Annotated in this window: 13 protein-coding genes; 9 read left to right on the top strand and 4 right to left on the bottom strand. The window is 71.9% G+C overall.

Annotation, left to right across the window (positions count from 1 at the left end; all coding sequences use genetic code 11):
* Window positions 1-114 precede the first annotated feature (114 nt).
* Together MWU75_RS03735 and MWU75_RS03730 are read right to left on the bottom strand one after the other, a co-directional pair.
* Entirely contained in the window at window positions 115-819 is a 705-nt protein-coding gene (locus MWU75_RS03735; RefSeq protein WP_247088264.1) for a hypothetical protein, read from the bottom strand.
* Window positions 816-1,577, bottom strand: coding sequence for a helix-turn-helix transcriptional regulator (locus MWU75_RS03730; protein WP_247088263.1), 762 nt, complete (start codon window positions 1,575-1,577; stop codon window positions 816-818). Before MWU75_RS03730 ends, MWU75_RS03735 begins: the two co-directional genes overlap by 4 nt.
* A gap of 118 nt (window positions 1,578-1,695) precedes the next feature.
* Between MWU75_RS03730 and MWU75_RS03725 the strand changes: the two genes are divergently transcribed.
* The gene (locus MWU75_RS03725) at window positions 1,696-2,514 is read left to right on the top strand and encodes a DUF1206 domain-containing protein (RefSeq protein ID WP_247088262.1); all 819 of its coding nucleotides are present in this window, start codon (window positions 1,696-1,698) and stop codon (window positions 2,512-2,514) included.
* A 36-nt stretch (window positions 2,515-2,550) separates the two neighbouring features.
* Here the strand turns inward: MWU75_RS03725 and MWU75_RS03720 are convergent, their stop codons facing one another.
* The gene (locus tag MWU75_RS03720; RefSeq protein ID WP_247088261.1) at window positions 2,551-3,528 is read right to left on the bottom strand and encodes an aminoglycoside phosphotransferase family protein; all 978 of its coding nucleotides are present in this window, start codon (window positions 3,526-3,528) and stop codon (window positions 2,551-2,553) included.
* The gene (locus MWU75_RS03715; RefSeq protein ID WP_247088260.1) at window positions 3,521-4,669 is read right to left on the bottom strand and encodes a DUF4439 domain-containing protein; all 1,149 of its coding nucleotides are present in this window, start codon (window positions 4,667-4,669) and stop codon (window positions 3,521-3,523) included. The genes MWU75_RS03720 and MWU75_RS03715 overlap by 8 nt, the downstream gene beginning before the upstream one ends.
* Window positions 4,670-4,771: 102 nt before the next feature.
* Here MWU75_RS03715 and MWU75_RS03710 point away from each other — a divergent pair, with 102 nt between their 5' ends.
* From MWU75_RS03710 to rodA, 8 genes are all read left to right on the top strand, one after another.
* Window positions 4,772-5,320: a ribosome maturation factor RimP gene (locus MWU75_RS03710; RefSeq protein ID WP_247088258.1), complete on the top strand. Its 549-nt coding sequence runs from the start codon at window positions 4,772-4,774 to the stop codon at window positions 5,318-5,320.
* Window positions 5,320-6,354 (top strand): transcription termination factor NusA, encoded by a 1,035-nt coding sequence (gene nusA, locus MWU75_RS03705; protein ID WP_247088256.1) that lies wholly within the window; start codon window positions 5,320-5,322, stop codon window positions 6,352-6,354. Before MWU75_RS03710 ends, nusA begins: the two co-directional genes overlap by 1 nt.
* A gap of 9 nt (window positions 6,355-6,363) precedes the next feature.
* Window positions 6,364-6,675, top strand: a complete 312-nt coding sequence (locus MWU75_RS03700) for a YlxR family protein (protein ID WP_348647729.1) — start codon at window positions 6,364-6,366, stop codon at window positions 6,673-6,675.
* A gap of 228 nt (window positions 6,676-6,903) precedes the next feature.
* Window positions 6,904-9,777: a translation initiation factor IF-2 gene (infB, locus tag MWU75_RS03695; RefSeq protein WP_247088254.1), complete on the top strand. Its 2,874-nt coding sequence runs from the start codon at window positions 6,904-6,906 to the stop codon at window positions 9,775-9,777.
* 173 nt (window positions 9,778-9,950) lie between these two features.
* On the top strand, window positions 9,951-10,439 hold the full coding sequence (gene rbfA / locus MWU75_RS03690) for a 30S ribosome-binding factor RbfA (RefSeq protein WP_247088253.1): 489 nt from the start codon (window positions 9,951-9,953) through the stop codon (window positions 10,437-10,439).
* Complete coding sequence (truB, locus tag MWU75_RS03685; protein WP_247088853.1) at window positions 10,420-11,418, top strand: tRNA pseudouridine(55) synthase TruB; 999 nt, start codon at window positions 10,420-10,422, stop codon at window positions 11,416-11,418. The genes rbfA and truB overlap by 20 nt, the downstream gene beginning before the upstream one ends.
* A 10-nt stretch (window positions 11,419-11,428) precedes the next feature.
* Window positions 11,429-12,391, top strand: coding sequence for a bifunctional riboflavin kinase/FAD synthetase (locus tag MWU75_RS03680; RefSeq protein WP_247088252.1), 963 nt, complete (start codon window positions 11,429-11,431; stop codon window positions 12,389-12,391).
* A 3-nt stretch (window positions 12,392-12,394) separates the two neighbouring features.
* The gene (gene rodA / locus MWU75_RS03675) at window positions 12,395-13,519 is read left to right on the top strand and encodes a rod shape-determining protein RodA (RefSeq protein WP_247088251.1); all 1,125 of its coding nucleotides are present in this window, start codon (window positions 12,395-12,397) and stop codon (window positions 13,517-13,519) included.
* Window positions 13,520-13,527 lie beyond the last annotated feature (8 nt).

Below are 13,527 nucleotides of genomic sequence, written 5' to 3'. Positions count from 1 at the left end.
CCAAGTAATCCACGAGGCATGTTTCGGGGGGTCAGGCGGCGACTCCCCACTCGTCCACCCTAGGAGGGACTCGGGTGCCACCTCGAAAACTCACCGGAAGCCCAGGACAGCACGTCACGCCAGAGGTCGAAGACGCGGTCGATCTCGGCGGGGTCGACGAAGGTGTCGAAGGCCACCCTGGCGCGTTCCACGCTCACCGGATCCCGAAGGACGCCAGCCGTCCACTCGGCACTCTGGCGAACGTCGGGACCGCTCCCCGACCTTAGACCCCTTCGCAAGGATCAACGCGGGGATCTCGGCTACGAAGACCTCCGTCGATAGGCGTGGGTCGGCGAAGTCGGTGACTGTCAGCACTGATCGGTTGAAGGCAGCGAGCTCTAGACCAAGGGCGTTGCCGACAGCGAGCTTGCCGTGCGCTGCCTGCAACGCGGGAACACTCCGCTTGGTGCGACTCTCCGTTCCCGAGAGCCCGTGTGGTGCCAGGAGGTCGATCTTCTCCCGGTACGACCGCGTGCCGTCGACCTCGTCGAATGGCTCGCGCCCCCACAACCCCGGTCGTGCCGTGGTGCGGTGCTCGTAGCCGGCATCGGCGAGCAGTGTCTCGATGCTCGGCAGATCGCCGACCAAGCCGGGCGTGACACCGAGGTCGCCGTCGCCAGTCGGCATCCTCGGCACGTCGAGATCCATCGTCCGCAACAAGACGGCGTGAGCGCCGACCAACGTCAGCGACTCGGCGTGGGCCGCCAACACATCGACCACGTTGACGATGGCCCGGCGGCTCCGCTCGATCTCGGTGCGTGGTGGGGCGAACTCCGTCATGTGACTCGCCGCCCCACCAGGATGTCGGCTTGCTCGGCCATGCGGTCGATGCCGCCGTAGGCATCGATGACGACCTGATCCCGGGCAGCCACAGCAACACCTTTGATGCTCGTCCGCCCTACCTCGCTGACGCCGTCAAACGGGATCAGCGTGACCCGCATTCCGAACGAGCCGGGTTCCTTGCGGATGAGGCCCGCGACCTGAGCCGCTCGCTCGGCATCTTCGACATAGAGGACTGGCCATGCCTCACCTGCGCTGGATCGGTAGAGGTTGACGCCGGTGTCACCGGTCACCGCGTAGTCGATGCTTGCCTTGCTGAGTGCGTCTGCGACGTCATACGCCGTCGGACCTGCCTTGAACTCGACGGCACCCGGACGTCGGGTGAGACGGGCAACCCTGCCGGCCCGGAACAGCAGGTCGGCGTCCTTACCTGCCACCACCTGACTCCGCGCGTCGATCAGTCCGATGCGCGCCCACCGCTGCTGCCAGACCTCCGCGCCAGGCGTCATCGCAATGTCGAGCGCAGGGTGGACTGCCAGTCGCGCAGCGGCAATCGCGCTGACATCCGCTGCCCCGGTGAACCCGATCGGTTCACCCAGGACGGCCAGGATCTCCTGTGCCAGATCAAAGGACGGGCTGACCTGGCCGCCCTCGATCCGAGTGACGGTCGTCGGGGCGACGTCGACCAGCGCCGCGAGTTGACGGGCACTCAGCGCATTCACCCGACGCAGGGTCGAGACGCGCTCTGCGAGGTCCATGCGACCAATTTAAGGGAATGTTGCAAATATGCAACGCGGCAGTCGATGTCTCCGCCATCTCACTGACGCGGGGGGCTCCCGGTTCGCCGGGAGGTCCCGTATCTGGTGGGATCGAGGGGTGACCGACGATGTCCAGCACGTGGCCGCGCGGGCCCGACGCAGCGACTCCCTGGAGCTCCTCGCCCGCATCGGGTATGCCGGAAGTGGCCTGGTGCACCTGCTGATCGCCTGGATCGCGGGCCAGGTGGCGCTGGGCGGCTCGGGGGAGGCCGACGAGACCGGTGCGCTGCAGCAGCTCAAGGGAACTCCCGTGGGCGGGGTGCTGCTCTGGGGGATCGCGGGGGCCTTCGCGGCGCTGGCCGTGTGGCACCTCGTCGAGGCCCTGCTGCCCCGACACGAGTCAGCGAAAGACCAGCTGCTCGGCCGCGGCAAGGCCGTGGGCAAGGCCGTGGTCTACGGGGCACTGGGCTGGACCGCCTTCCGTGTGGTCACCGGACAGGGAGCCGACAGCGGGGAGTCCTCGACCGAGGCCACCTCGACGCTGATGACGGCACCGGCCGGTCGGGTCCTGGTCGGGGTGCTCGGTCTGGTCGTGCTGGGCGTGGGGGCCTACCACGTCTACAAGGGACTCACCCGGAAGTTCCTCGAGGACCTCCAGGGCACCGGGGGCCGTGAGGTCACCCGGGCGGTCACCATCCTCGGGACGACCGGCTACGTCGCCAAGGGCGCGGCGCTGGGGATCGTGGGTCTCCTGATCGGGCTCGCCGCGCTGCAGGCCGACCCGGACCAGCAGACCGGGATGGACGCGGCGCTGAAGACCCTGCGGGACCAACCGTTCGGGGTGGTCCTCCTGCTGCTCGTCGCCGCGGGGCTGGCCACCTACGGGCTGTACTCCTTCGCCCGGGCGCGCTACTCGACCATGGCAGAGACGAGGTAACCCCACCCGGGCCCACAACGGGGGGTGGTGGTGTGTTCACGCCGGCTGCAGGGCCTTGATGATCGTCACGAGCCGGGTCAGGGAGGTCTCCAGGTCGGCCGGCTGCTCCTGGACGTCCCAGATCGCGTTGCGGAGCATCCGCACCTCGGCGAACGCCCGGGCACGGTCGGGATCGAGCCCCGCCGCCTCACAGAGGACCTCCAGGCGCAGGTTCAGGTGCAGCCTCGTGTCGTGCGCCGCGACGGCCTCGGGCCACCGGTTCCACAGGGCCGGGGCGACCACCCAGGCCAGGTCGGCCGCAATGGCCTGCGGATCGATAGCCACCCACTCGCCCGGGTCGGGCCGCCACAGGACGTTCTCCTGGTGCAGGTCGCCGTGCACCAGTCGGGCGTCGACCCCGGGCTCGGCCGCCAGGTCCTGGGCCAGCGCCCGGCCACGTTCCAGCAGCCGTCGCGGGAGGGCACCGGCGTGCTCACCCGCGCGCACGGCGTCGACGTCCGCGACCAGCGTGGCCAGGTGGTCGCTGGCACGCAGGCTCGTCCACGGCGGCGCCGGGCGGTCCAGGAGCCTGGCCAACCGCCCGATCTCCTCGCACGACTCCAGGACCCCGACCGGGGGCCCGTTCAGGTCCCGCGGGTCGAGCCGTTCCAGTAGCACGGCCCAGCGGGCCGGGTCCGCGGCCAGCAACCGGACCGCTCCGTGCCCACCCCAGACCCCGAGCGTCCGGTGCTCGTCCCGAGCCTCGGGGTGCGGCCAGGCGACCTTGAGCACCGCCGGCCCCTCCGGCCCGTCGACCGGCAGGACGAGAGCGGCATAGCCGTGGCTGGCCGGTCCTGTCACCACCAACGCCCAGGCGTCGCACAGCTCGCGCACCAGCCGGGGGACCGTCGTCACCCACTCCGGGCCGGTGACGTGCCCCGGGGCCGGGACGTGTCGGAACAGGTGGTCGAGCAGACCCTGCGGGACCAGGTCGGTGACGGCCCGGGGCAGGGCTGCTGCGCCGGCCTCAGTCACCGGGGACCTGCATGCCGGGGAAGCCGGTCATCGGGTTCCACGGACGACCGAGACGCACAGCCTCCGCCAGCAGGTGCACCGACCCGGTCACGGCGGCCACATCGCCGACGAAGCCCTTCGTCGGGGCCATGATCGTCGGGGGCAGGGCCGCCATGAGTGAGCCGGCCAGACGCTCCCGCGAGGCCTGCCCGTCGAGCGCCTCGGGCAGCCCGTAGCCCAGCGGAGCCGGCGGTGCGGCCTCCCCTGCGAGCTGGGTGAGCTGCCGGGTCACCTGTCGGAGCGGGGACAGGACCCGCTCGTATGCCGTCCGCTCGTCCCCGTGGGACCGTGCGGCCAGCACCTCGAAGCCGTAGACCGCGGGGCGGTACGCGTCCAGCAGCTCGGCGGCCGCGGCATCGCTGGGGCCCGTCAGCGGCTCCCACACCAGGTCCGCGCCGAGAATCCGGGCTGTGGCGCCGCGCTGACCTGCGATGGCGATGAGCATCGGCAGGTTCGCGGCAGAGACCTCGGTCAGTCCCGTCAGCGCCTCTGTGCTGACGTCCTGGAGGCAGTCCTGGGCCAGGTCACGCAGCTGGGCGACGGCCCGGGCCGCAGCCGCATCGGCCGTGTTCTCGGCCGCGTCCCCCGTGCTCTGGACAGCATCGCCCGGCGCCGAGCTCGTGGCGGCACCGTCGCCGGCGGTGTCCGAGCCTGTCGCGCCGACCGAGTCGCCGGACGGAGCCGGGGAGGCGGTCGTGAGGTCGCCGTCCGTGGGGCCTGTCGTGGTGGTGCCCCCGGGCTCGGTCGTCGGGCTCAGGGTGGGCACCGGCACGCCACCTGCGCGCAGCACCTCCTCCAGGACCCGGACCTGCTCGTCGAGGGAGGTCTGAATCTGCTGGTGGGCACTGCGCCGCCACCCGTCGGCTCCCGTGATGGCCCTGCTGCTGGCCGCGAGGTGCTGGGCCCGGGCCAGTGCCAGCAGGAGCACGCCCGAGTCGGCCGCCTGCGAGGGGGTCGGCGTGGCCTCTGGGGGCAGGTTGGGCCCGGGTGTCGCGGTGCTGTTGTCCTCAGGCGCCGGTGCCCCGTCGCAGGCGACGAGCACGGCGCCGAGCCCCACCCCCATGACGGCCAGCGCGGAACGACGGGAGATCGCAGCGGCCATGACGGCGATCCTGACACACCGGAACGGCTAGAGTGGTCGTTCCGGCTCGAAACCGGCACGATCAGAGCAGGATCGCGACATCAGAAGAGGGAGGCGCCCGGGATGGGACAGGCCGAGCAGGTCCGCGAGGTGGCTGCCGCCGCACTCGTGGGCACTGGTGTCGTGGTGGAGGACGTCGCCGTTCACCCGGCGGGCAAACGGCGGCTGGTCCGTGTCGGCGTCGCGCGCGACGTCTCGGACCTGCTCACCGATGACCTGACCAGCCCGGTGGAGCCGCTCAGCCTGGACGAGGTGGCGGAGGCCAGTCGCGCCGTGGGTGCGGCGATGGACGACACCGAGCCGATGGGCAACGCCCCCTACACCCTGGAGGTCAGCTCGCTCGGGGTCGACCACCCGCTGACCACGCCCGCCCAGTTCCGGCGCAACGTCGGGCGGCTGCTGCGCCTGCGACTGAGAGACACGGCCCCCGGGGACGCTGGACCGCGGGAGGGCGAGCCGTCGGTCGGGGCGCAGACCGAGGCGCGCCTCCTGGAGGCCGGTCCGGACGGCATACGGCTGGCCGATGCTCCCGACGATCTGCTGCCCTACGACCGCGTCGCCGCGGCCACGGTGCAGGTGGAGTTCACCCGACCGGGTGGGAAGGACGACTGATGGACATCGACATCGCCGTGCTGCGGCAGCTGGAGCGGGAGCGCGAGATCCCGTTCGAGACCATCGTGCAGGCCATCGAGCAGGCGCTGCTGATGGCTTACGAGAGGGTCGAGGGACACTTTCCCAACGCCCGGGTCGAGCTGGACCGCAAGACCGGTCACGTGACGGTCTGGGCGCGCGAGGCCGGCCCGGTGGACGAGGAGACCGGGCTGCGCGGCGAGCCAGGCCCAGAGTTCGTCGACACTCCGGAGGGCTTCGGGCGGGTGGCGGCGGCCACCGCCCGCCAGGTGATCGTGCAGCGGATGCGCGAGCTGGAGGACGACGCGATCCTGGGTGACTTCCGGGCGCGCGAGGGCGACATCGTCTCGGGGGTCATCCAGCAGTCCAACGACCCCCGGCACGTGCTGGTCGACTTCGGCACGGTCGAGGGCGAGCTGCCGACGTCCGAGCAGGTCCCCGGCGAGACCTACGAGCACGGGCAGCGGCTGCGCTGCTTCGTGGTCAGCGTCAGGCGCGGTCCGCGGGGCCCGCAGATCACCCTGTCGCGGACCCACCCCAACCTGGTGCGTCGGCTCTTCGCCCTCGAGGTGCCCGAGATCGCCGACGGCACGGTCCGGATCGAGGCGCTGGCCCGGGAGGCCGGTCACCGCACCAAGATCGCCGTGCACGCCACGGTGCCGGGCGTCAATGCCAAGGGCGCCTGCATCGGTCCGATGGGGCAGCGGGTGCGCGCCGTGATGACCGAGCTGCAGGGCGAGAAGATCGACATCGTCGACTACAGCGACGACCCGGCGGAGTTCGTGGCCTCGGCGCTGTCGCCCTCCCGGGTGCAGTCCGTCACGATCGTCGACGACCGGGCTCGTCAGGCGCGCGTGGTCGTGCCGGACTACCAGCTGTCCCTCGCCATCGGCCGCGAGGGCCAGAACGCCCGGCTCGCTCACAAGCTGACCGGCTGGCGCATCGACATCCGCCCCGACACCGCGGACGGTCAGGCCCCTGGTGCGGCCCCGTCGGGCGCGGCCCCCAGCGCCTGACCCTGTAGAGTGGTGCAGGTTGTTCCGCCGTCCGGCGGTCAGTCGGGACGCACTCCGGTGCGCACCTGCCTGGGCTGTCGGCGCAGGGCGGAGCAGACTGCACTGTTGCGCGTCGTCGCCAGCGACCACACCGATCCCGTGCCGGGATGGAGCGTGGTCCCGGACCCACGGCGACGCCGACCGGGACGAGGTGCCTACGTGCACCCCGCACCGGAGTGCGTGACGGCTGCCACGACGCGCGGCGCGTTCGGGCGGGCCCTGAGGAGGGCCGGCCGACCGGACACGACGGCGTTGGAGGCGTTGCTGGGCCAGGACGACTGACCCGGCACAACGGGACCGTCCGATCCACGACGGGTCGGGCGCCAGACGGGCGGACCACCGGGTCCGTCCGCCACCAGGCGGGGCCGCGAGGCCCTGTCATCGAGGAACCGGAAGCGGGTTTGACGCTGATGAGCACCCGATGAGTACTCAGCAATGAGCACCCACCAGCAATAGTCCCGGTCGCGCGCCGCACAAGGCTCGGACCGAGACGCCCAACGAAGGAGAACTGTGGCTAAGGTTCGGGTCTATGAGCTCGCAAAGGAGCTCGGGGTCGAGAGCAAGGAGCTTCTCGCCCACCTGAAGGAGCAGGGAGAGTTCGTCCGGTCGGCATCGTCGACCATCGAGCCTCCCGTGGTCCGCAAGATTCGAGAGAACCCCCCGGCCGCGGCGAAGACCGCTGCGGCCACCGACGACGCCCCCAAGGGCACTAAGACGGCTGCGGCCAAGAAGACCGCCAGCAAGACTGCGGCGGCCAAGACCGCGGCTCCCAAGCCGGCCGCCAAGCCCGGTGCGAAGCCCGGCCCGGCGAAGCCGACCGAGGAGCCCGCTGCTGAGGCGGCCCCCGCGGCGGCCGCCGAGACGGCTGAGACGACCGCCGACCAGGCGGCTACCCCGGCCGAGAAGCCGACCCCCGGCACCGCGGACCCCGCCGCCCCGGCGGCGAAGGCGAGCCCCGCTGCCCGCCCCGGCCCGCGTCCGGGTCCGGAGCGTCCGGCGACCGGCGGTCGCGAGGGTGGCGCCGGCCCGCGTCCGGGCGGCAAGCCCGGGCCGCGACCCGGCAACAACCCGTTCGCGCCGTCCCAGGGCATGGGCCGGGAACGCCCCCGGCCTGACCGTGGCGGTGAGCGGACGGGCACGCCCCGTCCGGGCAACAACCCGTTCGCGTCGTCGCAGGGCATGCCGCGTCCCGGTGGGACCCGCGGCGGCCAGGCCGGCGCCGGTGGACCGCGCCCGGGTGGTCCCCGTCCCGGCGGTCCCCGCCCCAACCCGGGCATGATGCCGGACCGGGCCGCCGTGCCCCGTCCGGGTGAGCGCCCCGCGCGCGGCCCCGGTGGCCGTGGTCGTCCCGGCGCTCCCGGTGGTGGCCCCGGTGGCGGTCCCGGCGGCGGTCCGGGAGGTTTCCGCGGTGGTCCCGGCGGTCGCCCCGGCGGCGGTCCCCGTGGCCGCGGCGGCACCCAGGGTGCCTTCGGTCGTGGCGGTGGAAAGGTTCGCGGACGCAAGTCCAAGAGGGCCAAGCGCGCCGAGTTCGAGCAGATGCAGGCACCCACCATCGGTGGCGTCAGCATCCCGCGCGGCAACGGCCAGACCATCACCGTGCGTCGGGGGGCCTCCCTCACCGACTTCGCCGACAAGATCAACGTCGACCCGGCATCGCTGGTGACCGTGCTGTTCCACCTCGGTGAGATGGCCACGGCGACCCAGTCCCTGGACGAGGACACCTTCGGGGTGCTCGGGTCCGAGCTGGGCTACGACATCCGTGTCGTCTCCCCCGAGGAGGAGGAGAAGGCCCTGTTCGAGTCCTTCGGGCTCGACCTGGAGGCCGAGGCCGAGGCCGAGAGCGACGAGGACCTGCTGCCCCGCCCGCCGGTCGTGACCGTCATGGGACACGTCGACCACGGCAAGACGCGGCTGCTCGACGCCATCCGTCAGGCCGACGTCGGCGCCAGCGAGACCGGTGGCATCACCCAGCACATCGGTGCCTACCAGGTGCACACCGACCACGAGGGCGATGACCGTCCGATCACCTTTATCGACACCCCGGGTCACGAGGCGTTCACCGCCATGCGTGCCCGTGGTGCCAAGTCGACGGACATCGCGATCCTCGTGGTCGCGGCCGACGACGGCGTGATGCCCCAGACCATCGAGGCGCTCAACCACGCCCAGGCGGCGGACGTGCCGGTGGTGGTCGCGGTCAACAAGATCGACGTCGACGGTGCCAACCCGGCCAAGGTGCGGCAGCAGCTGACCGAGTACAACCTGATCGCCGAGGAGTACGGCGGCGAGACGATGTTCGTCGACGTGTCGGCACGCAACAACCAGAACATCGACGCGCTGCTCGAGGCGGTGCTGCTCACGGCGGACGCCGCCCTCGACCTGCGGGCCAACCCCGACAAGGACGCCCGCGGCGTGGCGATCGAGGCCAACCTCGACCGTGGCCGCGGCCCGGTGGCCACCGTGCTGGTGCAGCAGGGCACGCTGAAGGTCGGTGACGCGATCGTCGCAGGGTCCTCGCACGGCCGCGTGCGGGCCATGCTCGACGAGCACGGCAACAACGTGGAGGCGGCGACGCCGTCGCGTCCGGTGCAGGTGCTCGGCCTGGCGTCGGTCCCGCGGGCGGGTGACACCTTCGTGGTGGCCCCCGACGACCGCACCGCCCGGCAGATCGCCGAGAAGCGCGAGGCGGCCGACCGGCAGGCTTCGCTGGCCAAGGCGCGCAAGCGGATCAGCCTGGAGGACCTCAACGAGGCCCTCGCGGCGGGCAAGGTCGACACGCTCAACCTGATCCTCAAGGGCGACGTGTCCGGTTCCGTCGAGGCGCTGGAGGACGCCCTCCTGCAGATCGATGTCGGCGACGAGGTCGACCTGCGGATCATCGACCGGGGCGTCGGCGCGATCACTCTCAACAACATCAACCTGGCGGCTGCCTCGGATGCCATCATCCTGGGCTACAACGTCCGGGCCGAGGGTCAGAACGCCGAGGTCGCCGAGCGCGAGGGCGTGGAGATCCGCTACTACGGCGTGATCTACCAGGCCATCGAGGACATTGAGAACGCCCTGAAGGGCATGCTCAAGCCGGAGTACGAGGAGATCGAGACCGGTACCGCGGAGATCCGCGAGATCTTCCGCTCCTCCAAGTTCGGCAACGTGGCAGGTTCCCTGGTCCGCAGCGGAGAGATCCGCCGCGGCGCCAAGGCGCGGATCACCCGCGACGGCGTGGTCATCACCGAGGGTCTGGAGATCGCCGGCCTGCGGCGCTTCAAGGATGACGTCACCGAGGTCCGTGAGGGCTTCGAGTGCGGCATCAGCCTGGGCTCGTTCAACGACGTCCAGGTGGACGACCTCATCACCACCTACGAGATGCGCGAGATCCCGCGCAGCTGACCGGCAGTATGTCGAGGGGCCGGCTCCACCTGCGGGTGGGGCCGGCCCCTCGGCCTGTCGGGAAGGTTTCGGGGGGTGCGGTCTGTGCTCGACCCGGTGCTGGACGAGCGCGCTGTCATCGGGGCCGCCGCGGGCGACCTAGACTGGCGTGTCGCACCGACCGAGGAGGAGACATGGCTGATCCCGCACGCGCGCGCAAGGTCGCCGAGCGCATCAAGGTCCTGATGGCGCAGGGGCTCGACACGCTGGTCAAGGACCCCAGGCTGGGGTTCGTCACGATCACCGACGTCCGGGTCACCGGCGACCTGCAGCAGGCCACGGTCTTCTACACGGTCCTGGGCGGTGACCAGGAGCGCGCCGACGCCGCCGAGGTGCTGCAGACCTACCGCGGGCGCCTGCGCTCGCACATGGGCAGGGGACTGGGTATCCGGCTCACACCGACCCTGGAGTTCGTCCCGGATGCCCTCCCGGAGGACGCCGCCCACCTCGAGGACATCTTCCGACAGGTCCACGAACGGGACGCGGAGCTCGCGGCCGGCCGGGCTGCGGGGGGCTACGCCGGCGAGGCGGACCCCTACCGCAAGCCGCGGGAGGCGGCTCCGTTGGGTGACGAGCCGGACGACGACGACCCGACGGGTGAGTATGCCGACGGGCGGGACTGAGCCGCAGCCACCGCGGCCGCAGCAGACCGGCCTCGAGCCGGTGGGCGACGGGTTGCTCGTGATCGACAAGCCCGCCGGATGGACCAGCCATGACGTGGTCGGCCGTTGCCGCCGGCTGTGCGCGACCCGACGCGTCGGGCACGCCGGCACGCTGGACCCGATGGCCACCGGCGTGCTGGTGCTCGGCGTGAACCGGGCCACCAAGCTGCTGACCTTCCTCGTCGGGGCCGACAAGGCCTACTCCGCCACGATCCGGCTCGGGGTCAGCACCGTCACCGACGACGCCGAGGGCGAGGTCACCGACACCCGCGACGTCTCGACGCTGACCCGGGAGCAGATCGCGGAGGCGGTCTCCGGGCTGACCGGAGTCATCCAGCAGGTGCCCAGCGCGGTCAGTGCGATCAAGGTCGGCGGCAAGCGCTCCTACGCCAGGGTCCGGGCGGGCGAAGATGTCGAGCTCGCCGCCCGCCCCGTCACCGTGAGGCGCTTCGACGTGCTGGAGGCCCGCTGGTCCGCCGGCGGTGACGCTGCGACCGGTGGGTCCGGCCCCGCGGGCGGGAACGGCGTCCTGCCCCACGTCGACCTGGACGTCGTCGTGGAGGTCAGCTCCGGCACGTATGTGCGCGCGCTCGCCCGGGACCTGGGCGCCGAGCTGGGGGTGGGCGGGCACCTGACGGCGCTGCGCCGCACCCGGGTGGGCGACGTGGACCTGGCGTCGGCCACCACGCTGGAGCAGTTGGAGGCCGACGGCGCGGCCGCGCACCTTGTCCCGCTCGCCGAGGCGGCCGCCGCCACCTTCCCGGTGCGACACCTCAGCGCGCAGGAGGCCACGGACCTCGGCCACGGTAAGCGCCTTCCCGCCGCGGTGTCCGGACGACCGGACCCCGTGGCGGCGATCGGACCGGACGGCCGGTTGGTGGCGATGCTCGACGAGACCGGGGAGGTGGCGCGCAGCCATGTCGTCTTCCCGGCACCCTAGAGTGGTCCCCGTGCTGCGCTGGAACGCCCTGGAGGAGATCCCGTCCGGATTCGGTCCCAGCGTGGTGACCCTCGGCAACTTCGACGGGGTGCACCGCGGGCACCGCGCCCTGCTGGACGCCGTGGTCCGCACAGCACGGGACCGCCGGGCGTCGGCGATCGCCGTCACCTTCGACCCCCCGCCGCTGGCGGTGCTGCACCCGGAGCGCGCCCCGGTGCAGCTGGCCGGCCTGGGGCACCGGATCGAGCTGATGGCCGGCACCGGGCTGGACGGGGTCCTGGTCCTGGAGTTCACCCGCGAGCTGGCGGCGATGACGCCGGAGGAGTTCGTGCGGGAGGTGTTCGTCGAGTCGCTGGGTGCCTGCGGGGTCGTGCTCGGCTCGGACTCGCGCTTCGGCGTCAACAACTCCGGCAACATCGACACCATGCGCGAGCTGGGCCAGCGTCACGGTTTCGCGGTGGTCGAGCTCGCTCCCGTGGGGGAGACGGCCGCGGGCGCCCGCACGTGGTCCTCGACCCACCTGCGTCTCCTCCTGGCGGAGGGGAGGGTCGCGGAGGCGGCAGACATCCTGGGACGGCCCCACCGGGTCAGCGGCGAAGTCGTGCACGGGCACCACCGCGGCCGCGAGCTCGGCTTCCCGACCGCCAACCTGGGGCCGGACATGACCGGCCTCGTGCCCGCGGACGGCGTCTATGCCGGCTGGCTGGAGCGACTGGATCTGCCGGACGGGGACCCGGAGCGCAGGTTGCCCGCCGCGATCTCGGTGGGGACCAACCCGACCTTCGACGACGTCCCGGTCCGGGTCGTCGAGGCGCACGTGCTCGACCGCCTGGACCTCGACCTCTACCACGAGCAGGTCGGCGTCGACTTCGTGCAGCACCTGCGCGGCAACGTCCGCTTCGACTCCATCGAGGAGATGCTCACCCAGATCGGTCAGGACGTCGACGTCAGCCGGTCCCTCCTGTTCGGCTGACCGGTGGCCTGGCTGCGCATCGACTGGGGGCTGTATGTCGCGGCGCTCGGGCTGAGCCTGATCGGCGCGCTGCTCATCTGGTCGGGCACCCACGACCAGGTGGGGCCGGCCCTGGCCGTGCGCCACCTCATCAACACCGGGATCGGCGTGACGATGGCGGTGCTCCTGCTGCGACTGGACGTGCGGTGGGTCCGGGCGGCCGCCCCCTGGGTCTACCTGGCCGGACTGGTGGGTCTGCTGCTGGTGCTCAGCCCGCTCGGGGTCACCGTCAACGGATCCCGGTCGTGGATCCACCTGCCCGGAGGGTTCTCCCTGCAGCCGGCCGAGCTGTCCAAGATCGCCCTGTGCATCGGTCTGGCGATGATCCTCGCTGAGGGGCGTGAGACCACCCGTCCACCCACCTGGCGAGAGGTGCTCACCGCCTGGGTGCTGGCCGGCATACCGATCGGGTTGATCCTGCTCCAGCCGGATCTGGGGACCGCACTGGTGCTCGGGGCGATGACGGTGGGTGTGGTCGCCGCCTCCGGTGCCGCCGTGCGGTGGACCGTCGCGGCCGTGGTCGCCGCGGCCGCAGCGATCGTCGCCGCCATCCGGGTGCCGCTCCTGGACGACTACCAGCTCGACCGGTTGCTCGCGTTCGTCGATCCGTCCCGGGACCCGCAGGGCATCGGCTACCAGACCCGGCAGGCCCGACTGGCCATCGGCTCCGGGGGGTGGGACGGTGCCGGGCTCGGGCAGGGGCCGCAGACGCAGGGCGGGTTCATCCCCTTCCAGCACACCGACTTCGTCTTCTCGATCGCGGGGGAGGAGCTCGGGCTCATCGGTGCCCTGGGCATCGTGGGACTGCTGGTCTTCCTGGTCGTCCGCGCGCTCTGGGTGGCGGTCCGCACGGACGACCCGTTCGCGCGGCTCGTCGCGGTGGGGGTCGCCGGGTGGCTGCTCTTCCAGACCTTCGAGAACGTCGGCATGAACCTCGGTCTGATGCCGGTGACCGGTCTGCCGCTGCCCTTCGTGTCCTACGGCGGGTCCTCGATGTTTGCCTGCTGGCTGGCCATCGGACTCGTCGCGGCCTGCCAACGGCCGGACCGCGCACCCACGCCCGGAACATCCTGGAGTACCGGCAGGTAACATTCTGG

Origin of the sequence: Ornithinimicrobium sp. F0845 (assembly GCF_023015765.1) — a bacterium.
Taxonomy (GTDB): domain Bacteria; phylum Actinomycetota; class Actinomycetes; order Actinomycetales; family Dermatophilaceae; genus Ornithinicoccus.
This window is presented reverse-complemented; position numbering and strand designations above follow the sequence as displayed.

Coding starts and splice junctions, on each gene's coding strand:
- MWU75_RS03735 (WP_247088264.1), bottom strand. CDS start 819: ATGACGGAGTTCGCCCCACCACGCACCGAGATCGAGCGGAGCCGCCGG.
- MWU75_RS03730 (WP_247088263.1), bottom strand. CDS start 1,577: ATGGACCTCGCAGAGCGCGTCTCGACCCTGCGTCGGGTGAATGCGCTG.
- MWU75_RS03715 (WP_247088260.1), bottom strand. CDS start 4,669: ATGGCCGCTGCGATCTCCCGTCGTTCCGCGCTGGCCGTCATGGGGGTG.
- MWU75_RS03710 (WP_247088258.1), top strand. CDS start 4,772: ATGGGACAGGCCGAGCAGGTCCGCGAGGTGGCTGCCGCCGCACTCGTG.
- nusA (WP_247088256.1), top strand. CDS start 5,320: ATGGACATCGACATCGCCGTGCTGCGGCAGCTGGAGCGGGAGCGCGAG.
- rbfA (WP_247088253.1), top strand. CDS start 9,951: ATGGCTGATCCCGCACGCGCGCGCAAGGTCGCCGAGCGCATCAAGGTC.
- truB (WP_247088853.1), top strand. CDS start 10,420: ATGCCGACGGGCGGGACTGAGCCGCAGCCACCGCGGCCGCAGCAGACC.